The 22,373-nt window shown below is 41.1% G+C and carries 17 protein-coding genes; 12 read left to right on the top strand and 5 right to left on the bottom strand.

Features of this window, described 5'->3' with window-relative positions:
* Positions 1 to 28 precede the first annotated feature (28 nt).
* Positions 29 to 385 (bottom strand): four helix bundle protein, encoded by a 357-nt coding sequence (locus HZA38_06610; protein ID MBI5415152.1) that lies wholly within the window; start codon positions 383 to 385, stop codon positions 29 to 31.
* A 22-nt stretch (positions 386 to 407) separates the two neighbouring features.
* On the bottom strand, positions 408 to 1,292 hold the full coding sequence (gene rsmA, locus HZA38_06605) for a ribosomal RNA small subunit methyltransferase A (protein MBI5415151.1): 885 nt from the start codon (positions 1,290 to 1,292) through the stop codon (positions 408 to 410).
* Between the two features lie 60 nt (positions 1,293 to 1,352).
* On the opposite strand from rsmA, the gene HZA38_06600 reads away from it, so the two are divergent.
* The 6 genes from HZA38_06600 (at position 1,353) to HZA38_06575 (ending at position 6,036) form a co-directional block, all read left to right on the top strand.
* The gene (locus tag HZA38_06600) at positions 1,353 to 2,693 is read left to right on the top strand and encodes an endonuclease domain-containing protein (protein ID MBI5415150.1); all 1,341 of its coding nucleotides are present in this window, start codon (positions 1,353 to 1,355) and stop codon (positions 2,691 to 2,693) included.
* Between the two features lie 17 nt (positions 2,694 to 2,710).
* Positions 2,711 to 4,078: a UDP-N-acetylmuramoyl-L-alanine--D-glutamate ligase gene (murD, locus tag HZA38_06595; GenBank protein ID MBI5415149.1), complete on the top strand. Its 1,368-nt coding sequence runs from the start codon at positions 2,711 to 2,713 to the stop codon at positions 4,076 to 4,078.
* A gap of 32 nt (positions 4,079 to 4,110) precedes the next feature.
* Complete coding sequence (gene rsmG, locus HZA38_06590; GenBank protein ID MBI5415148.1) at positions 4,111 to 4,830, top strand: 16S rRNA (guanine(527)-N(7))-methyltransferase RsmG; 720 nt, start codon at positions 4,111 to 4,113, stop codon at positions 4,828 to 4,830.
* A gap of 23 nt (positions 4,831 to 4,853) precedes the next feature.
* The gene (locus tag HZA38_06585) at positions 4,854 to 5,321 is read left to right on the top strand and encodes a GNAT family N-acetyltransferase (GenBank protein MBI5415147.1); all 468 of its coding nucleotides are present in this window, start codon (positions 4,854 to 4,856) and stop codon (positions 5,319 to 5,321) included.
* 194 nt (positions 5,322 to 5,515) lie between these two features.
* Positions 5,516 to 5,803 (top strand): hypothetical protein, encoded by a 288-nt coding sequence (locus tag HZA38_06580; GenBank protein ID MBI5415146.1) that lies wholly within the window; start codon positions 5,516 to 5,518, stop codon positions 5,801 to 5,803.
* Between the two features lie 2 nt (positions 5,804 to 5,805).
* Positions 5,806 to 6,036, top strand: coding sequence for a type II toxin-antitoxin system HicA family toxin (locus tag HZA38_06575; GenBank protein MBI5415145.1), 231 nt, complete (start codon positions 5,806 to 5,808; stop codon positions 6,034 to 6,036).
* A gap of 86 nt (positions 6,037 to 6,122) precedes the next feature.
* On the opposite strand, the gene HZA38_06570 is transcribed toward HZA38_06575, so the two are convergent.
* Together HZA38_06570 and HZA38_06565 are read right to left on the bottom strand one after the other, a co-directional pair.
* Entirely contained in the window at positions 6,123 to 6,971 is an 849-nt protein-coding gene (locus HZA38_06570) for a Bro-N domain-containing protein (GenBank protein ID MBI5415144.1), read from the bottom strand.
* A 205-nt stretch (positions 6,972 to 7,176) separates the two neighbouring features.
* Positions 7,177 to 7,785, bottom strand: coding sequence for a hypothetical protein (locus HZA38_06565; protein ID MBI5415143.1), 609 nt, complete (start codon positions 7,783 to 7,785; stop codon positions 7,177 to 7,179).
* A 210-nt stretch (positions 7,786 to 7,995) separates the two neighbouring features.
* Here HZA38_06565 and HZA38_06560 point away from each other — a divergent pair, with 210 nt between their 5' ends.
* From HZA38_06560 to dnaA, 6 genes are all read left to right on the top strand, one after another.
* A complete protein-coding gene (locus tag HZA38_06560; GenBank protein ID MBI5415142.1) occupies positions 7,996 to 8,604 on the top strand; it encodes an RlmE family RNA methyltransferase in 609 nt (202 codons plus the stop codon).
* A 145-nt stretch (positions 8,605 to 8,749) separates the two neighbouring features.
* Complete coding sequence (locus tag HZA38_06555; GenBank protein ID MBI5415141.1) at positions 8,750 to 16,351, top strand: hypothetical protein; 7,602 nt, start codon at positions 8,750 to 8,752, stop codon at positions 16,349 to 16,351.
* 170 nt (positions 16,352 to 16,521) lie between these two features.
* On the top strand, positions 16,522 to 16,941 hold the full coding sequence (locus HZA38_06550; protein MBI5415140.1) for a hypothetical protein: 420 nt from the start codon (positions 16,522 to 16,524) through the stop codon (positions 16,939 to 16,941).
* 46 nt (positions 16,942 to 16,987) lie between these two features.
* Complete coding sequence (locus HZA38_06545; GenBank protein MBI5415139.1) at positions 16,988 to 18,370, top strand: hypothetical protein; 1,383 nt, start codon at positions 16,988 to 16,990, stop codon at positions 18,368 to 18,370.
* Between the two features lie 87 nt (positions 18,371 to 18,457).
* Complete coding sequence (locus tag HZA38_06540) at positions 18,458 to 20,704, top strand: hypothetical protein (protein MBI5415138.1); 2,247 nt, start codon at positions 18,458 to 18,460, stop codon at positions 20,702 to 20,704.
* 61 nt (positions 20,705 to 20,765) lie between these two features.
* Positions 20,766 to 22,187 (top strand): chromosomal replication initiator protein DnaA, encoded by a 1,422-nt coding sequence (gene dnaA / locus HZA38_06535; protein ID MBI5415137.1) that lies wholly within the window; start codon positions 20,766 to 20,768, stop codon positions 22,185 to 22,187.
* A gap of 77 nt (positions 22,188 to 22,264) precedes the next feature.
* Here dnaA and HZA38_06530 read toward each other — a convergent pair.
* Positions 22,265 to 22,373: IS30 family transposase (locus tag HZA38_06530; GenBank protein ID MBI5415136.1), on the bottom strand; the 109-nt coding region annotated here is incomplete at its 5' end.

Here is a 22,373-nt window from a genome sequence, read left to right as displayed (position 1 = left end):
TAAGCAATAAGCAATAAGCGGAAAGTAATTATTTTTGTGATTTCTTCCAACCATTAAGGATTCTTCCAGTTTCATTCGCTTTTTCAAAAACATCTTTGAATTCTGTTTCGTTAATGTATTTGAGATCTTTTGCGAGAATTAAATAGTACTTTGATTCTTCGAGAGAGGCTTCAGAAATATTATAAAAGTGTCGCGAATCTTTGTTGCCCCTCCTCTTGTACCCCTCGGCAATATTCGCAGGAATAGAAATAGATGATCTTTTTGGTTGAGAAGTAAGAGAGAAGAGTTCTTCTTTTGGGAATTTCTTTGTAAGTTTATAAATTTCAGGCACAAACCTATGTGCTTTTTGCCATGCAATAATATCCACAAATGTTCTTATTTCCATAAAAATATAAAAAACTTATTGCTTACTGCTTATTGCTTACTGCTTGCCCAATATACTCTTCAAAAAACACCTTCGCCAAGTTCTCCCAATCTTCAATCGAGAGATTCTGAGCCCGAAGGTCTCCCGAGACATTGCATTTTGTAAATATTTCTTCAATCTGATCGCTTGTTTTCAAAAACTTTTTCATAAGGACGTTTCGGATTTTTTTTCTTGGTTCAGCAAATCCGCGAAAGAGCATTTCCTCAAACACTTTCGGAGGAATTGAAATTTTCGGTTCAGAAAAAAGTTCAATTTTCAAAATTGCGGAATCAACTTTTGGCACCGGAAAAAAACTTTCTGCTCGCACTATTTGGATAATTTCTGGCACACCAAAAACCTTTACCATAAGCGACAAATGTGAATCACGGCCTTCTTTTTCACATATTTTTTCCGCGACTTCTTTTTGGACGAGAAGTACAATTCGGCTGGGACGATTTTCCACTTCACTCAGAAATTTTCGGAGAATTGGGGAAGTGAGATGATACGGAATATTGGAAATAATTTTGTACGGCTCTTTTGGAGGATCAAAATCGAGAATGTGTTTTTCAAAAATGGTGAGAAATTTACTATAACTTCTCGTCGCTTCTCTCAGCACTGGAAGAATTTCTCTGTCAATTTCAATCGCTTCCACTTTTGCTTTTGCGAGAAGAAGCGCTTGAGTGAGCACTCCCGGACCGGGACCAATTTCCACAATGAGTTCTCCTTCATGAACTTCCGCAGTTTCAACAATTTTTTCCAAAACTGATTTATTCACCAGAAAATTTTGTCCTAAGCGCTTTTTTGCCCAAACACTATATTTTTTGAGCAGGTTGCGAAGTTCGGAGAAGTGAGTCAAATCAATCATGTATTCTGGAAACATCGTGGACATTTTGGCATAATCTAGACTTAATTACGAATTACGAATGACGAATTACGAATTTTTGATAAGATGTGCTCTGACAAACTTCAAAATATGGATTTTCAACATGTTACTTTTCATTTTCGGGAATACGAATTTAATCGAGAAAAGGGGATTTTGTTTCTCAGGTACTCGCTCGATGACGAAATTCATTTTGAGGAAAAACTTATTTTCAATGTTTCTCTCATCGATTGGAATACCGTCAATTTAGACCTTCTTGATCGAACATTTTTTCATCTCCATCTCATCGGAGGAGTGAGTTATTACAAAACCTATTTGCCGAAAAAAATAGAAATTCATTCCGGAAAACTGAGTGAAAAACAGGCAGAATTCTGGAATACGCTCTATACAAAAGGACTTGGCGAATTTTTCTATCGAAACGATATCGATTTTCTGGGTCTTATCCATTTTCCCATTTCTATTTCTGAGCCGATTGCGCCAATTTCGCTTTCACTTCCAGAAAAGACATTGTTGCCGATGGGAGGAGGAAAAGATTCGATTGTTTCTGCTGAGCTTCTTCTCAGTCGTAACGAAGATTTTAGACTGTTCAGTTTAGAGGATCATGGTCCAATTGCGGAAACATCAAAAATTATTGGAAAACCGAGAATTCTCGTAAAACGCGAGCTTTCTCCTAAGCTTTTCGAGATGAATAAAAATGGCGCATATAATGGTCATGTGCCGATTACTGCGTACATCTCATTTCTCCTCCTCACAACTTCAGTTTTGTATGGATATAAAAATAGCGTACTTTCGCTCGAAAGAAGCGCGAATTATGGAAATCTTACATTTCATGAGCTCGAAATTAATCATCAATATTCTAAAAGTAAAGAATTTGAAGAGAATTTTATGGAATACGTGCGAAATTTTTTATCACCAGATCTTCGCATATACAGCCTGCTCAGACCGTATTATGAAATCAAAATTGCAAAAATGTTCGCGGAAATTGTCCAAAAAAAACCAGAATATTTGAAAGTATTTACGAGCTGTAATCGGAATTTCTCAATTCAAAAAAAGGAATCATCAAAACTCTGGTGTGGAGAATGTCCAAAATGCGCTTTTACATTTCTAATTTTGGCGCCGTTTCTTCCAAAAAAGATCATGATCGAAACGTTTGGAAAAAATCTTTTCGCTGATGAAAAACTTCTGCCAACTTTTCGAGAACTTCTCGGAATTTCTGATCACAAGCCATTTGAGTGTGTGGGAATTCCAGAGGAATCGAAATTAGCATTTGTTCTCATTCAAGAAAAAGGTGAATATGACAATGATATCGCGATGAAAATGTTTCAGAAAGAAGTTCAGATATCAGAAAATGAAAAGAAGAAACTCAAACAAGAAATTTTGAGCATTCATGAACTTTCCCCTAATTCCTAATTCTTGATTCCCCCTCCATGAAATCCACAGAATTTTCTGGCAGTAAAGTGCTCATTCTCGGTTTCGGAAAAGAAGGAATGGCAACTTTTGAGTTTCTTCGAGAAAAGTATAGAGATATGCGAATTGGAATTGCGGACAAAAAATTATTAAAAGATCATTCCAAAGCCGCTCAATTACTTCTTCAGGAACAAAATGTGGAATTATATTTCGGTGACGAGCATCTCCGACATTTTGAAGAATATGACATAGTGATCAAATCTCCCGGAATCACGAGAAGAATTCCAGAAATTGAAAAAGCGATTCAAAATGGCATTCAGTTCACAAGTGCGACGAATATATTTTTTTCTGAAGCGAAAGGAGAAATTATTGGCGTTACGGGATCCAAAGGGAAAAGCACCACTGCGACGCTCATTTTTCGCATACTCAAGAAAGCTGGAAAAAATGTCGAGCTTGTGGGAAATGTCGGGAAACCCGCTTTGGAATTTTTGAAGACTGATTCTGAGAACAAAATATATATTTTTGAACTTTCCAGTTATCAGCTCGAAGATCTCGAAATTCCGCCAAAAATTGGAGTTATTACGAGTTTTTTTCCAGAACATCTCGATTATCACGGAAGTGAAGAAGCGTACTTTGCGGCGAAGATGGGAATATGCGCGAATATGAAATCTGATGACATTCTTGTGTACAATGCCAAATTTGAAAAAATTCGAAAATTTGTGGAGAAACTTTCTTGTCGAGTCCTTCCGACAAACGATGGAAAATCGAGTCTTATCCAAGATGGAAATCTCATTCATAATTCGGAAAATATATTGCGGATTTCTGATGTTCGCATTCTCGGAACGCATAATCTCGAAAACATTCTCCTCTGCATTGCCGTGGCAAAATTATTCGATGTTGAAAATTCAGTTATTCAAGCTGCAGTGAAGGAATTTAAAGGGCTTGAACACCGTCTCGAATTTATCGGAGAATTTCGAAAAATTCGATTTTTTGATGATGCGATTTCCACAACTCCAGAATCCGCAATTGCCGCGATTTCTGCATTTGGAAATGATCTCGGAACGCTTATTCTCGGAGGATATGATCGCGGACTCAAATTTTCTGAGCTCACAAAAGAAATTCTCGCGCGAAAAGTTCCAAATGTCATTCTCATGCCGGACACCGGAAAACGAATTGCGGATGAAATAAAAAATTCTGTTCGTGATTTTTCTCCGAATATAACTTGGAGTGATACTCTTTCTGATGCTGTTCAAAAGGCGTATGAAGTGACTCCGTCAGGAAAAGTATGCGTACTTTCTCCGGCATCACCGAGTTATAATCAGTTCAAAAATTTCGAAGAAAAGGGGAGAATGTTTAGAGAAGATGTAGTTCGATTCGGTGCGAATTGATATGGACTTTATAAGATTTTAAATTTTAAATTTTGAATTTTAAATTATCTCCAAATTTCCTTGATTCTGCTTTTCGAAAACTCACGAAAAATGAGTTCACCTCATTCCAAAATTTGTATACAAATTTTGTTCAAAAGAATTCAGAATTAAATCTTTCCGCCATTCGCGATGAGCAGGGGATTTGGGAAAAACATTTTTATGATGCGCTTCTCGGAGCAGAATTCATTTCTGATTCCGATGCAAAAATTCTCGACCTTGGTTCTGGCGGTGGATTTCCCGCATTTCCGCTCGCGATAGTTTTTCCTGAAAAGAAGTTTTTTCCATTCGATTCCGTCGGGAAAAAAATGAAGGCGGCTCAAGAAATTGCGCAAAAATCTGGAATCGAGAACGTCTCGACAATTGTTGGTCGTGCCGAAGAATTAGGGCAACAGCAAAAATATCGAGAGCAGTTTGATGTTGTCACGGTTCGCGCATTCGCTTCATTTTCTGTCTGCCTTGAACTCGCTTTTCCGTTCGTGAAAGTTGATGGAAAAATTCTTCTGTATCGTGGACCAGAATCCGAAGATGATGCAGAGCTTCTCACAGAAGCGTTTGGAGGATTTTTACGAAATCGAAAAGTCGGAAAACTTCCGAGTGGTGATCAACGGGAGATTTGGGAAATTGTGAAGTTGTATCCAACGGAGAAGAGATTTCCGAGAGGAAATGGAATTCCGAAAAGTATGCCGATGACGCTGGAGGGTTTTGAATTCTAAATTTTAGATTTTAGATTATTTTTATGAATACCAGAAAAGGTATCATTGCAGATTTTAAGAAGCTTGAATGGGGCTGGGAAGAGGAATGGGTAAAGAAAATACAATCAAAATATAAGAAAGGAATTAAAGAGGGAAGTCAGGAATTTTTGGTTCTGGAAACAGATGAAAATATTGTTGGAGAAATTCATATTTTTTGGAAAAAACAAGATACAGATGAGGCGGATGGAAAGAAAAGAGCATATCTTTGTGCTTTTCGAATTCATCCAGACTTTCAAGGACAAGGATTGGGAAGAGCTCTTTTTCAACGAGCAGAAAAGCGAGTACAAGAAAAATCTTTTACAGAAATTACGATTGGCGCGTATAAACATGAACCTGAATTACAAGATTTATACAAAAGATGGGGTTTCACCGAGTTTGTGAAAGAAAACATTGAAGAATCAACCGAAGGAAAACCAATATATATTTTGCTTCTGAAGAAAATTGTTATTTAGGGTCTGATACAAATATGTAGTAAATCGTAAACAGCATGTATTCGTAGGATCCTGAATTTTTTGGGTCATCCAAAAATGGAAGATTCATTTTTCAGCAGTACAATTTTTTCGTACACTTGCTCTCATGGATCCCTTCAAATTCTTGATACAGGAGTTGTTTTGATTTATACTCTCAGCAGAATTAAAATTTATTTATGAAATTAGCAAAACTTGCATTCAAGCTGCCTGTATCAATTTTTAAAGAAGGAAAGCAGTATGTGGCATACACTTACGCTTTAGACCTCTCTACATCGGGAAAATCATTAGAACAGGCGAAAGCGAGATTTTTCGAGGCGGTAACGCTGCTTTTTGAAGAATTAGTGAAAAAAGGAACATTAGAGCGGGTTTTACTGGAACTTGGTTGGGAGAAGAAGAATAATAAAAATTGGTTTCCTCCGGTCCAAATATCAAACGAGATTGAGACTCTTGCTCTTGCAGTTTAGTTATGCCCAGAATTACACCCATATCTTGGAAAAAATTTGAGAAGTTTTTGCTATTTATTGGGTGCAAATTCATCAGAGAAAAAGGGGATCATAGAATTTACGACAGATCCGGAGTTAATAGACCGGTTGTTATTCCACGTGAAAGGCAATTGCCAATTTTTGTTATTCGTAACAATTTACGAATACTCAATATAAGTCATGATGAATATCTCGAAATTCTTGAGAGAATTTAGAGATTTTGCGAGAGAAGGACTTCTGAAAAAATAACTTCTCCAGCTCGGCGAAGTGTTTTCCACTTCGCTGTTTTTTTATGTATTTTTCACGTTTCCTCTTCTAATTTTTTCATATCAGCATCTCGTAATTGTTTCATGTTTTTTGAAGAAATAACGCTTTTTCCCGTGTGTTTTTCAATTTCTTTTCTCGTATTTCCGGCAATTTGTCCGCCTTCTCTCGCAACCTGTGTATTTTGATGAAAATTGTGTGGTTTTTTCTCTTTGGAAATTTCTGTTGTCGTTGCTTCCGCGAGCATGTTTAAAACAAGTTCAAGATTCGTCATGTTATCGCGCAAACTCTCTTTTTTGAGGCTCTTCAATTTTTTGTATTCTTTCACGCTTCTTCCTGCCCATGCTTTGGTAATTTCATTCGTTAAGATGGCAAATTCTGATTTTTTCTCAACTCCTCGCTCTCTCCACTCATCCGTAAGCTCTTTTCGGACTTCAATACTTTTGAGTCGCTGATTAATCCATTCTTTGGAATATCCTTTTTGCAAATATGTTCGCATCGCCCGATCAAAAGCAAGCTCGGGATCTTCATGCTCTTCAATTCGTTCGTATCCTACTTGAGCAAGCCAGAGTTTAAATGGCTCGGCTTTTGGTGATGGAATCGATTGGATCAAACGCAATAGCGTTTCTGTATCTGCCACATCAGTGAGATAATATTTGCCATCGGAGGACATCATTTTCAGTTGACTACAATTTGTAGCCAACTGACTTCCTTCCTCTTTGAGTCTGGCTTTTAGGACACTCCAGTATTTTCTCGAATTGGCACTTTCCGTTAAAATTTCGATTATATCAATGATTGAGAAGTACCACAGTTCTTTTTCTTCGTCCCAATAGCGACGAACTTGCTTTTGATTGAAGAGCGCAATGGAACTTTCTTTTTTGGACATAATTTTTGGAAAAAATTCATCATGCGCATTGTAGTGAGCAGGAATAAAATCTCAAAGCTCGGTAAAATACACTGTTCCCAAAAATGGCTTACAAATTGGGAAAAACGAATTATTTTTCTGTCGACGGACTCCGACGACAGATTCGCTTAAAAGTTGCTCCGCAGGGAACACTTGCTCCAGTTGCGAAAAAATCGCTGATCTTAAGTTAGTCTTTTCTGAAGAATATACCGTTATCATCTCCTACAAACCCTGCGTGTTTCAGTTGTTCTAAAAATAATTCATCGGTACCGAAAGATATAAAAGGTTCACCATGTTTCTGAACGCGATAGATTTCTCTTGAGAGAGCCATAGCTATTGTTTTTGGCTCTATGCCAATGCGTTTACATTGTCCTTCAAAGATTTCCTTCGCAAGGAATAAAAATTGAGCAATAATTGCAGTGTCTGAAGATTTCTTGGAGAGAAAGCGATATGCGTCATCACCAAATATTCTGACTCTAGTAGAGCCAATTACTTGCCCTATTGAATCGGAGGAGGTAAAAAGATCAACCCCTGCATATTCCCTTGCACCTTTTTCAACGCAATAGTCTCGAAAGCGTGTACAAGTTCCTGGTCCTAATTCAATAATTTCATTACCACGAAGTCTATTGGAAATTTTTGAATCTTCGAGTGCATTCTGCACACTGCTCCAAAAATTTCCTTTTTTTCCAGTAGTCGGGCTGACTTGCTCAAGTCCCCCCACTTCTCCCGAGAACATCCGATCCCATATTCTATCGGGCTCTATGCCTTGGTATGGATCTTGAATTATTTCAGGCATTTTAGGCTTTATAAGTGATATTTACGTTAAAACATTTTTATTATTTTGTCAACAACAAAAAGTTCTAACAATTTAACCACTAACTTTCTCTGCGTTTTTTATTATTTTGCTTAATTCATTTTTATACGAAGTGTTTTTTAGCCTCGTGACCTTTCCCCCAATCCCCATTATACTTCATTTGCTTTCAATCCGTAATTCGTAATTAATCCCATGCCGAAGGCCTATTCTCCCCAAGACCACTACTTCCATCTCGCCAAAAAGCGCGGGTTTCGTGCGCGTTCCGCCTTTAAACTTGAGGAAATTCTCGAAAAATTTCCACATCTTCTTCCCAAAAAAGCGAAAGTGATTGATCTTGGCTCTGCCCCAGGAAGTTTCCTTCAAGTGCTCCTCGAAAAAATGCGAAAACACGGGAAAATTCTCGGAATTGATCTCCAAAAAATTGAGAGATTTCCCGGAGAAATTGCAGAAATTCACCTTCTCCAAAGAGATATTTTTTCAGATATCGTAGCGGCAGAAATTCAGAAAGTCTTCCCCGAAAAAGTCGATCTCATCACTTCTGACCTTGCTCCAAATACCATGGGGGTAAGAGATGTCGATCAGTGGAAAAGTGTCGAACTCAATCAAAGAGTTTTGGAGCTTTGTAAACGTTTTCTCAAGCCAGGCGGAAATCTCATTACCAAAATATTCGTGGGTGAGGATTTTCAGGAATTTTGGAAAGGAGAATTTCAGAGAAAATTCAAAAAATCCAGAACGTTTAAGCCAAAAGCGTGTCGGGACAGGAGCTTTGAAACGTTTTTGATTGGAGAAGGATTTCAGTAAATTACGGAAGACGAGTTATGAATTACGGTAAAAACGATATCTTGCGTAACTCGTCTTTCTTCATTCGTAATTAAATACGCTTTTCTTCCGCCAAAATTTCTGCTATAATTACACGATACAAAAAAAAACAAACACAAACGAAAAAATGAATAAAAAAATTGGTGCTATTTTGGCTTCCGCTTTCATTTTTCTTTCTCTGCTGAAGGATATCCCTGAGGCGCAGGCAGCTCAGGGAGTTCCAAGATTATTGCATCATCAGGGGAGAATTTTAGATCGCAATGGAAATCTTCTCGGAGGTGCTGCTGGGAGAGATTATTGTTTCCGTTTTTCTCTCTATGGCGACGCAACGGTTGGTGGCGATCCTGATATCAAACTTTGGCCGCTAGTAAATCCGCTTCCTGCAACAATGACCGTAAATGTGAAAAACGGTATTTTTGATGTGAATATTGGATCAGGAGACGATGCTCTTACGTATAACTTTGAAGACAACGACAGCGTTTTTTTGAACGTTGAAGTTGTGGCTCAAGTAAACAATTCTTGTGTCGGGGTAAATTTTGAAAATCTAAGTCCGCGACAAAGAGTCGTTTCTTCTCCTTATGCACTGAATGCAGCTATGGTTCGAGGGTTCACTCCCTCAGAATCTGCAAGCGGTAATCAAATTCCTGTCCTAACAAATGGGGATTTAATTTTGTCTTCTTTAGCTCCTGGACTCTCTCTCGGTACTGCGGGAGTGAAGCTTACAGGAGATGGTGATGGAGCTCTTACTTTTCTCGGAATGGGAAATGGAACCGATGAAGATTTAACTTTTAACTTCGATGATGTCGAAAACACTATTTCCATAACTTCTTCTACCGGTGTTACTACTGTTGATTTTGGAGCTATCGGTATTTCGGCTGCCACTCTCAACACTGGACAAGGTGCGAATGAACTCTACGATATGAATCAGAATGTTCAGACTTCTGATGCTGTTCAATTTGCTTCTTTCCAAATTGATTCAAATAGTACAGGTGTGAATCTCGATACTGATGCAGATGGAATGCTCATTATTGCGGGAACAGGAGATGGCTTTGATGAAGATCTTCGTTTGAATCTCGATGATACAGAAAATACTGTTTCCATAACTTCTGCGACTGGTGTTACGAATGTCACGTTTTCTTCAATAGATGTAATCGTTCCGACCGAAGTCTATGATGCCAATGGATGGAATGGAGACAATTCTGTTCCGACTAAAGATGCGGTACGAGATAAAATTGAAGCTTTAGGACCTGGAGGAAGCGGAGATATAACAGCCGTTGGAGATGTTGGTGATGGTGCCGCATTCGATGGAACTCAAGGAACAACACTTACGTTTAATGATGCTGATGGCGACAAAACATTTAAATATGATACAGCAAATAATTGGTTTGAAGTAAATGCTCCTCTTGCCATTGGTTCGGCTGGTGTAAAACTCAGTGATGATGGTGATGGAGCTATATCTCTTCTCGGAATGGGAGACGGTTTTGATGAGGGGGTAACTCTTAATCTCGATGATACGGAAAATACAGTCTCCATTACTTCTTCTACGGGAGTTACTACTGTTGATTTTGGTGTTCTTGGCGTCTCTGCTGCAACAGTTAATACAGGTCAAGGAGCGTATGAAGTTTACGCCATGGATCAAAACGTTCTTACAACTTCCGCGCCTACATTCGCAACGGTAAATACAGGTCAAGGCGCTTATGAACTTTACTCTATGGATCAGAATGTGCTCACGACTTCCGCACCTACTTTCGCAACAGTTAATACAGGTCAAGGCGCTTATGAACTTTACTCTATGGATCAGAATGTCCTCACGACTTCTGCTCCTACTTTTGCAACAGTTAATACAGGTCAAGGCGCTTATGAACTTTACTCTATGGATCAGAATGTCCTCACGACTTCATCTGTACAATTCGCTGATCTCGCTCTCCTTTTCGGAGCAGGCAATGATGCGACCATTGATGCCGATACGACGAATACGACTCAAACGACTGGTGTTCTCAATATCGATGTCGGTACTCAGACAAATACTGCTTCCGGTATTAATTTAAAACTCGTGGATGATAATGGAGATGCTGGCGCTGATACTCTCTACGGTATGGTTCTCGAAGTTGATGATAATGCCACTGATGTCGATGATACCACGTATGGTCTTTATCTCGATTCCCTTTCTAATGGTGTTACAGATACTGATCAGGTGGCTTCTGCTCTTCTCGCCATTGATAACTCTGATGCCGATGATGCAATAGCTGATGGTATCCTCTTCATCTCTGCTGGCGGTGGATTTACTGATTTTATTGATACTCCTTCTTCTGTCTTTAAAGTTACTGGAGCTGGCGCCATCACTGGTGCAACTATTGATACGGGGCAAGGTGCGAAGGAAGTTTATAGCATGGATCAGAATGTCCTCACGACTTCTGCTCCTACTTTCGCAACAGTTAATACAGGTCAAGGCGCTTATGAACTTTACTCTATGGATCAAAATGTACTCACGACTTCATCTGTCCAATTCGCTGATCTCGCTCTCCTCTTTGGCGCTGGAAATGATGCGACGATTGATGCTGATACGACGAATACGACTCAAACGACTGGTGTTCTCAATATCGATGTCGGTACTCAGACAAATACTGCTTCCGGTATTAATTTAAAACTCGTGGATGATAATGGAGATGCTGGCGCTGATACTCTCTACGGCATGGTCATCGAAGTCGATGATAATGCCACTGATGTGAATGATACTACTTATGGACTCTATATTGATTCTTTAGATAATGGCGCAGCGGATACTGATCAAGTGGCATCTGCTCTCATTGCTTTAGACAATTCTGATGCAACCGCGGCTGATGTCGTTGATGATGGCATCGTCTTTATCGCTGGTTCCTTTGCCAATGGTATTGATATGTCAGGCGCTGATATTACTGTTGCGGATATAGTTCTGGAACAGGGAGAAACTATTGACAACACTGTTGACGGAGAAATTCTCTTAACTGCCACTACGACTGATATTTCCGGACTACTTGAAGCCGGCTCGTCTAACATTGCCGTTACTCTTGCAACTGGAATGATTGATGCCGATGCGATTACGCTCGCTCCAAATGATGGCGCAGGTGGGACTGCATCAGCATCAGGTCTTGAAACTGGAAGTGATGGGCTCACCCTTCTTCAGGGCTGTACTGATGGGCAGCTCTTGGAATGGACAGATGCTGGTGGTTGGGCATGTGCGGCAGACGATAACTCCGGCGGCGCGACCGCGCTGAACGCTCTTCTCGCCAACTCAACGGGTGATGATGCCGCCCTCCTCAACGCGGACAACACCATTGAATGGGACTGGGCGCTCACCAGCGCGGGCTCGAAAGCTTTTACTATCGCTGAATCCACTGCAGGCGCCAACGGTGTCGGGGACCAACACTTACTAAAACTTGCCACCCTGGCGACGTCAACTGCCGGTCCTCTCGAAATCGTCTCTAATAGCGCCGATGGTGGAGATGTAGAAATAAACTTAAATTCAGCAGGAGATTTTGAAATTCAGGATGCCGGCACTGCGTTTGTCACTTTCAGTGATGCGGGACTTACCACCTTTGTGAATGATGTGGACTTCACCCTCGGGGCGGGCGAAAATCTGAATATTACCGCTTCCGCCGCTTCCACAGCGGACATTGTTGCGATCAACAATTCAGGTCAGGCCACCGTCACGTCTGGAACTGATGGGGTCGCTCTTACTTTTGTTCAGGGCGCTGATGCCGCCGCGGACACGAACTATGGAATGAATTTGGCAGTCTCCACAACCGGAGATCATGCGGGCGATGTTCTCGCCGGAATAAATATCGACTTGACAAACGCCTCCACGGCAGCCGGCGGACAGCGGGGACTTGTCATTACCAATATTAATGATGCTGCTGATGCCACCACGGAAGCGCTCATCGCCCTCGACAACGCCGAAGGCGCTGCCTCGACCGTGACGGATGCGATCATCATTACTTCCTCTGGAGTAAATGGAGGAGTAGTGGATGCGATTGATGTATCTGCCGCCAATATTACGACTGCAATTCGTGTGAACGCTAACGCTATTGAAGCCACTGAATTGGACTTCAATGTTGCTCCAACTGGTTCCACTTCTTCTCTCTCTATTGTCACAGATAATCCAGCCGAAGATTTCACTCTTGAAGTTACTGGCGCTACTGACTCTTCACTCTTCCTCTCCTCCTCTGGCACTGGCGCTGATGCTATGAAACTTACCACCACAGCTGGAGGTCTCGATATCTCTGTCACCGGTGATGCCGGTGGTGAAGATCTTGATATTACTACGGTCGGTGCGGCAACGGAACTTCGTCTCTCTTCCGGTTCCACTGTCGCCGATGCCATTGCTATTTCCTCCACTGCCGATCAAGGCGGGGTTCATATCTTAGCCGGTGATGGAGAAGTTGCCGCTGTAGGAACCGCTGAAGCTATTGAACTCCGCGCTACCTCGGATACTATCGTTGCCCTTACGGCAGCAGGGTCATTGGTTGTTGATGGTGACACTACGAATTCAACCAATACTGACGGCGCTCTTGATATTAATGTTGGAACTACCACCACTGGAGCGATGGCGGCAAATATCACCATCCAAGATGATACGGGAGATGGAGGAGCTGATACTATTTATGGTTTGGTGATCAATGTGGATGATAATGCTACTGATGTGGATGATACCACGTATGGTCTTTACCTCGATTCTCTTTCTAATGGTGTTACCGATACCGATCAAGTCGCTTCCGCTCTCCTCGCTATTGATAACTCTGACGCCGATGATGTCATTGCTGATGGGATTCTCTTCATCTCTGCTGGCGGTGGGTTTACTGATTTTATTGATACTCCTTCCTCTGTCTTTAAAGTAACTGGTGCTGGCGCTATCACTGGTATCACTCTCAATACTGGTCAAGGCGCTTATGAACTTTACGCAATGGATCAAAATGTTTTAACGACTTCTACTCCTACTTTTGCATCCGGCAGTGTTCTCGGTTCTCTGACCTTTACTACCAACAATATCGCTGATTCTGGAGCTCTTACCATTAAATCCGCAACGACCAATGCTCTCACTCTCGATTCCGGCACGACAGGAAATGTAAATTTGGGAACCGGAAACAATGCGAAAACAATCGCCATCGGTACGGGCACTGCGGGAAACACATTTAATATCGGGACTGATAACACCACAAAAGATACTATTAACATCGGATCGGCGCTCGATGATGTCGCTATCACTGGAGATCAATGGAGTATTACCAACGCGGGTGTTCTCACGGTTGCATCTTGTACAGGTTGCGGTGCTGGTCATATGGATCTTTTAGCGGAAAGTACATTAGGTGGCGCCGCTAATACTATTACTCTCAATGTTGCGGCCAGGGAATTTATGAATTGCTATGTGTCAACGAAGGGGAATACTGCTACTGCAATAACCTATCTCCGATTTAACGGCGATTCTGGGAATAACTATGATTACCAACTCAACTATAATATCGCCACTGCCTTCGTTGAAACACAAGGTCTTGCGCAAGCTCAGATCGTGCTTGATACCACCGATACGGAGTCTTGGCACGGACAAATTCAAGTAGCCAACTTCTCTGATGCAGATAAGAGTATGTGGATGAGGGCAAATCGTACGGACGCATCAACTGGTCCTGACAACTTCTTTGGAAGCGGAAGTTGGCATAACACTGCGGCCCAAATTACAAGCGTAGCATTCTTAACCTCCGCCAGCACCTTCCTCGCTGGCTCTCATGGTTGGTGTGAAGGACGCAATGTCGCTGACTATGCGGAAAATTATTACAGCAAGGATTTACACATCGAAGCCGGAGATATCGTAACACATGACCCAAGCCTACCTGCCGGAATTCAAAAATCCAGCAAGCCCTATGACCCTCAACTCATTGGAGCAATTTCCACAGATCCTGCCATCGTACTCGATGACGCCATCGGCTTTGGTGAGGGTTGGCAATATCCGGTAGCTTTAGCAGGACGTATTCCGGTGAAAGTAAACACAGAAAACGGACCAATAAATTCCGGAGATCCCTTAACGTCTTCTTCTGAGCCCGGTATTGCCATGAAAGCAACAAAAGCAGGAGCTATCATTGGACTCGCTATGGAATCATATGACGGAGAGGGAGTTGGGAAGGTTCTCACTTTTGTGAAAACATCCTACTATAATGGTACATCAGTTCCAGATCTTATTTCCGGATCTGAAGAGGGGATCCTCAATGCAGACGAAAGAACCAATACGAGCACATCAATATTGGATTACATTGTTAATGAGAGACTAAAATATACCGAAGATACGGCTCTTTCAGAAATAACGGCAGACCGCGTTGTGGCGGGACTTGAAGTCATAACCCCAAAAGTTTTGGCAGGAGAAGTAGCAACTGACCTTCTTTCAACTGCGACTGGAACGGACTTGACCATAGGACTCGGCCCTGAAGGAAAATTGATCATTGCATCTCTCACTTCTTCTGCAGATGATTCACCAAATAATGAAACAAGAACACCGGTTATTACTTTCGATGCTCTTGGAAATGCCTTTTTCGCTGGAGAAGTAACCGCAGAAAAAGTGAGCGCGAAATCCATTGATGGTCTGGAAATTATTACGGAAAAGATTTCGAAAATATCGAGTACCGTTGACGGTCTGACCTCATACCAAACATGGGCGACTCCAGAAAGTGTGGAATCTCTCGCGACGCTTATTCAAGGTCTGAGTGACACATCAGTAGGACTCGATACGAGAATTACCGCGCTGGAATTTCAAACGCCAAATTTTGCCACTATCGAGGGACTCACAACGCTGAGTGAGACAACTACGACATTGCAAACAAATTTCGATGCAGAGTCACTGAGGTTAGATGGACTCGAATCACGTATTACTGCTTTGGAAAATGGAACTGGAGTGAATTTGAGTGAACTCTCCGTTTCTCAGAGTTTATCGGTAACGGGAAATACGACTCTTTCTGGCGGTCTTGTAGTGAATACGATTAGTGGTATTGGGGATTTCTTGAATCTGATGACCGATACAAACCTTATTGGACGACCATATTTCAATGCAGATACTGCTGGATTCGCCGTTATTCAGAAGGACGCTTCTCAAGTAGAAATACCCTTTGAAAAAGAATATTTGGATCCGCCGGTAGTTACGGCATCTATCGCGATGACCGACACTGAAGATCATGCGCTTCAAGAAACATTGGAACAGATGCTCCTCACGAGCGATCTCCGATTTATCGTAACTCGAATACATTCCAAAGGATTTACGATACTTCTGAATAAACCAACAACTTCTGATGTTCGGTTCAGCTGGATTGCCCTCGCAGTAAAAAATGCGCGAACGGAAATGAGCGAAGAAACTTATGCAAACGCGAGTGAACCTCCGCCCGAAGATGAGGTCACTTCTGGGGAGGTGACTCTCGAGAGCGAACATCCGCAGGAAGTACCTCCTTCTCAGCCTCCAGAAACAACCGAACCACCACCAGTTTCTTCAGAGGAATCACCTCCTGAAATTCCTGAAGGAGAACCGAGTACTCCATCCGAACCTCCGCAATTAGAAAATGAAAATCTTCTCTCGTCTTCACCGAACATTCCTCCCGAAATTCCAGTTGAGGAAACGTCGCCAGTGGAATCGGAAGTTCCGACTGAAGAGCCAGTTCCTCCAATGCTCGAACCTGAAACTCCGTTTACATCTCCTCCTGCTGAATCTCCAGAGCTCTAAGTGAAGAGCTAGAAGCTAAGAACTAAAATCGGGAAATAGATTTTTCTGCGCTTCTTTGCTCTTAATTTTTCGCTATTCGCTTTTAGCTCTTCGTTTTAATTTGTCTTGTGAAGAAAATGAACGGGTGCTAAATTTGCACCGAACATTTCTTTTTTTATAAAAAAAAGTCTATGAAAAAATTTTCCCTCTTTTTAGTTTTTGTCCTTCTTGCTGGAAGCATTGGCTTCAATGTCTATTTTCAAAAACAACTTTCTGAACTGAAAACGAATCCTCAAAAAGTTGCACAAGAAGAATTAAAAGCATTGGTGGTAGAAGTAGGAAAAGTTATTGTTCTCCCGGCAGGTGAAGACCCCGTCATCGCCACCGTGACGAAGCCGGAAGCTCTCAAAGAACAAACATTCTTTGCGAATGCAAAAGAAGGATTTAAAGTCCTCATTTATCAAGCAGCAAAAAAAGCATACCTCTATGATCCATCAGCAAAAAAAATTGTAGAAGTGGCTCCAGTGAATATTGGAGATGCAGCGTCCAAGACTCCTGTTACGCCTGATGGAAATGTGCCAACGGATAAAGTAACGCCACCAAAAGAGTAGATCCTCATTCAGCGGTGAAAATTTTGCTTAAAAATTTTGAGAAATAATGAGCATTCGGAAATACTCCATCATTCTTTCGTGCTTTTTTCTAATAACTTTTGTCTTAGCGACTTCTGTAGCAGTAAGAGCAGATGAATATTTGAGTCCGAGTTTTGTTCTAAAGGATTCAGTAGTCGCTCTCGAAGGAGGAAGGTCAAGTACAGAAACTTTCCAGTATTTTAGCAGTTCAGGACAACTCCCTTCCGGTGAAGCAACAAGTGAAACATTTGTTCAAAGAACAGGTTTCCTCTTTTTCCCCACAGCATCATCTTCGGTCATTACTGCAACTCCGGGAAATGGAAGTGTTTCTCTGGCATGGTCTCCTTCAACGGGAACACTCGGAAACGTGAGTAATTATCTCGTGGGAATTGCAACAAATCCTGGCGGTCCATACACTTTTGAATCGGTGGGAAATGTTGTAGCTTTTGTGAAAAGTAATCTCACCAATGGAACGACTTATTATTTTATTGTAAGAGCTCAGGCAGGCGGAGAAAGTCTTTCGGAATCAGCAGAAGTTTCTGGCGCTCCAGTAGCGCCAGTTCAGCCGCCACAGATTCCACCGGCTTCTGGTGGAAGTGGAGGTGGTGGAAGTAGCAGTAGTACCGTGCCTTCCACTCCTTCAAATCCAACAAATCCGAATCCAAATGCAAATGATATTTCTACTGGAGTCATTTTTCTCGGACGAGCATATCCACTCAGCAGAGTTACTGTTCTCAAAGACGGACAAAAAGCGATCATGAGTATTGCTGGTCCTAACGGAGAATTTTCCGTTTCACTCCTCAGAATTTCTGCGGGAACTTATAATTTTTCTATCTTTACAGAAGATAGTAAAGGACTTCTTTCCGAACCATTTACGTTTTCTATGAGCATCAACGCCGGCGCCGCTACCACCATTTCTGGAATTTTTCTTTCCCCAACTATCAGCATGGATAAGTCCGAAGTAGAGAAAGGTGAAGATATCGCCATATTTGGTCAGAGCATCCCGAACGCAAAAATCACTATTGCAGTAAACTCTGACGAACCTTTTTTAGAAAGTACAGTTTCGGATAACTCAGGAGTATATCTCTATGATTTTGATACGTCTGTCCTAGAGGAGGGTGAGCATCTGACGAAAGCAAAAGCTCGTCTGAAACAGGAAGTAACGCCTTTTGGGAAATCAGTAAGTTTTTTCGTTGGGGACAAAACTCTTCCGAAAGAAGAGGAAACATGTGGCAAAGCAGACGTGAATTGCGACGGAAAAGTAAACCTCGTCGATTTTTCTATTACTGGTTTTTGGTATGGGAGAACAGTCGATGGAGAGTTTCTCCAGATCGAAGAAATGGAATTGAATGGCGACGGGAAGGTCGATCTCGTGGATTTCAGTATCATGGCTTTTTACTGGACGGGATGATTTTTTTCATAATTGTTTACGAATTAGTGCAATTTCAGGAATTTTTAATTTCCAAATAAATCTTAATTTCTAATTTTTAAGCTCCATATGGAATTTTCTTTGAACGTCGCACGGTATCAAAAAATATTTGCAAAAGGAATTTTTGTGTTAATTTTATTTTTTTCCTTTTTTTCTCCTGTTGCCGCCAGTGAGTTTTTCTTTGGGACTCAGTCTCAAAATATTGGAAAGAACCAAATTTTTGAGGTGGGAGTTTTTCTGAATACTGAAGGCGAAGTCATCAACGCAATTGAAGGGAAAGTGGAATATCCGCCTTCTCTGCAGCTCCAAAAAATTCTGGATGGCGATTCTCTCATCAATTTTTGGATTCTTTCTCCAACTGTTCCAGAAAAATGCGAAAATTTTTGTGAAGTCCAATTTAGTGGGATTGTTCCAGGTGGAGTAAATACGCCAAGAGGATATCTCTTCTCTTTCGTTTTCGAAGCGAAAGATGTTGGAAATATCAATATCACCACAAAAGATGAACGAGTTCTTCTCAATAATGGAGAAGGTTCCGAAACAAAGATCAGAGTAGCCCCTCTGCTTCTCAATGTTTCTGAAGAAATATCCATTATTCCATACTTTCCTCCTTTTGATGTTGATCCTCCCGAAATTTTCACTCCAGAAATCAGTGAGGATCCATCACTTTTTGAAGGGAAATGGTTCCTCGTTTTCGCGACTCAAGATAAGAATTCGGGGATTGATCATTATGAAGTGAAGGAAAGTACTTCTTTTGGTAAAGCTGCCTTTGTAGAAACTGAAAGCCCCTATCTCCTCCAAAACCAAGATCTTACGAGTGATATTTCTGTGAAAGCAGTAGATAAGGCGGCAAATGAGAGAATTGCATTTTTACCAAGTTCTCACAAACTTTTCTGGTATCAAAATCCAGTGATATGGGCTATATTTCTGGGAGTAGGATTTTTGACTTTTGTGATGTGGGCAATGTTCCAAAAAAAACCAAAAAGACTCGCACATCATCTTGTTCTGTTCGGAATTCTCTTGGGAATGGCGGTTTTCTCTGGAGCAGGATCTGCTTCTGCCGCAAGTCTTTCGCTTTCACCGAGTTCAGGGACGTATGTTATTGGGCAAACTTTTTCTGTTTCGGTCTTTGTTTCGAGTAGTGATCAGGCTATGAATGCTGCTTCAGGAACGATACAATTTCCTGATGTCCTCCAAGTGACGAGCGTGTCCAAAAGTGGTTCGATTATGAACTTGTGGGCACGGGAACCTTCCTTTTCAGGAAATACTGTTTCATACGAAGGCGTGGTCTTAAATCCGGGCTACACTGGTGGCTCGGGGAAAATTCTGACAATTTCTGGGAAAGCCGTCTCTGCCGGAAATGGAACAGTAAGTTTTGCTTCTGGTCTCGTTCTCGCGAATGATGGGCAAGGAACGAATATTTTGAGCGGACTCGGGAGTGCTTCTTTTACGGTGACCGAACCTCCTCCAGAAAAACCACCAGCTCCAATCATTACTTCCCCAAATAAGCCAGAGCAAAATCCATGGTCTTCACGGGCAGAAGATCCTATTGTACTCAATATCAATCATCTCCCTGAAGCAACGGGAATGAGCTATGCCATGGATCATATTCCGAACAGTGAAGTCGACGCGATTTCGGAAAAAGTAATTGCTTCTGAGAGTTATAAAAATCTTGAAGATGGAATTTGGTATTTTCATGCCAGATACAAGAATGATCAGGGATGGGGACCAACAGGACATTTTAAAATCCAAATCGATAAAACACCACCACTTCCGTTTTCTCTCACTTTTCCCGAAGGAGGAGCCAGTATAAATCCCTACACACTGGTCATTTTTAGCACAACTGACGCCACTTCTGGAATTGACCATTATGAACTTTCCATTGATGGCGGAGATGTTCTTACCATAAGTCCTGAAGAAATAGATCCAGAGAAACCATTCGTCCTTCCAAAACAATCGGTTGGAAGCCATACCATCACTATAGACGCGTTTGATAAGGCATCAAATAGCACTGCCGCTTCAGGAGAATTTTCAATTATTCCGACAGAAGGAATCCTTCAAAAGGAAATAATAAATTGTCCGAATCAGGAGTCATCGAATCAAAATCAAACATCCCCAATCTGTTCTTCCTTAAATCCTTTAAATATATTTCTCATTCTCATTGTTGCTATCCTTCTGACTATTATTTTCATTTTGAAATTTCAATTTCTCCACCATAAGAAAAAGAAAAGTTTTAAAGAAAAAGTTGCCTTTATTGTTCAAAAAATCCCAAAGAGAAGGGCTTCAAAGAGGATAAAAAAGGGAAAAACCGTGAAATGAACACATACTCTTTTCTTGTTTCCAACTTTCTGCTACTCTCCAAGCCCCAACGGATTTTACTATGGACCTCAGAGAAACATGGGAAGCTATTTTACATACGCTTTCCGAAGAAATTAGTCGGGCGAATATGATCACATGGTTTCAGCGAACCGCGCTTCTTTCTTGTGAATCAGGCGTTATTACGATTGGTATTCCTCGTGAGTTTTTTCGTTCTTGGCATGTTCAGAATTCAGCAAAAAAAATACTGCAAGCGGCTCAAAAGTTTTTTCAAAGTGCAACTTCAGTGGAATTTCAAGTTGATGGAAAATTAGAGGATGAAAAGGATGAACGGGCAGTGAATGTTCTTGAGCTTTTTCCATCTGAAAAAACAAAAATTCGGAAACTTCCCAATCGTGCTGAGGTAAAAATTGATAATGAAATCGTGAGCAAAATGATTCAACCAAAATATTTACTTCAAAATTTTGTTGTTGGATCAGAGAACAGAATAACATTTGCAGCCTGTAAAGCCGTTTCTGGAGCTCCCGGAGGAGAATATAATCCACTCTTTATTTACGGAGGAGTAGGACTTGGGAAAACGCATCTTCTTCAGGGAACTGGAAATGAAATTATGAAGAAACACCCGAATAAAGTTGTGCTTTACCTCACGGCAGAAAATTTTGTGAATGAGATCGTAGACGCGCTCCAAAAAAGAAAGATGGAGCAAATGCGTCAAAAATATCGAAAAGTTGATATCCTCATTCTCGATGATATTCAATTTTTTGCGGGGAAAGATCGGAGTCAGGAAATCTTTTTTCATCTATTTAATGATCTCTACGATGCCGGAAAACAAATTATTATTTCTTCCGATCGTCCGCCTTCAGAACTCGAGCTTACGGAAGATCGCTTGAAGAGCAGATTTGCGATGGGAATGGTGGTTGATGTGCATTTTCCGGATTATGAAACGCGACTCGCGATTCTTCAAAATAAGGCGCAAGAGCAGTCTATTCTCCTCGAAAATGAAATTCTCAATTTTATTGCCTACAATGTCCATCACTCGGTTCGGGAGCTCGAAGGAGTTTTAAAGCAGGTGAAGGCACAAGAGGAATTCGAAGGCGTTCACCCAACCGTTGCCTCGGTGGCGAAAATTTTGAGAAAACTCTATAAAGATCAGGATATTGTTGGATACGACGAAGAAAAAAATCCTCCTCCATCGAACGTCCGAACTATGGAAGAAGTGGTGGAAAGAATTAGTGATTTCTATTCCGTGACAAAAAGCGACGTCCTCGGAAAATCTCGAAGTCGAGAATATGTTGTTCCGCGCCAAGTCGCCATGTTTCTCTGTAAAAAATATCTCAAATTTTCTCTTCAGCGCATTGGAACATATTTTGGAAATCGAGATCATACTTCCGTTATGCATTCCATTGATATGGTGCAGAAGAATAAAAAAATAGATTCCCAGTTTTGGAAGGATGTGAATACAGTTCGGCAGGAAATGGGGTTCTAGAGAGTACAAAGTACAAAATACAAAGTACAAAGAATTCCGAGATTGAATGGAAAATTCAAGGATTATAAGCACCACCCCTAGAGGAGATCAGAAATGACTTCATTTGGAGTACGATATCGAAGTGATTTTCTTGGTCTGTCGTTGAGTTTTTCTTGTACTGCATAGATTTTTTCTTCTGATACTTTG

Source organism: Candidatus Peregrinibacteria bacterium (assembly GCA_016220175.1).
In the GTDB taxonomy this organism is placed as follows: Bacteria; Patescibacteriota; Gracilibacteria; order CAIRYL01; family CAIRYL01; genus JACRHZ01.
The sequence above is the reverse complement of the archived record's forward strand: the minus strand, read 5'-3'. Positions and strand labels throughout refer to the sequence as shown.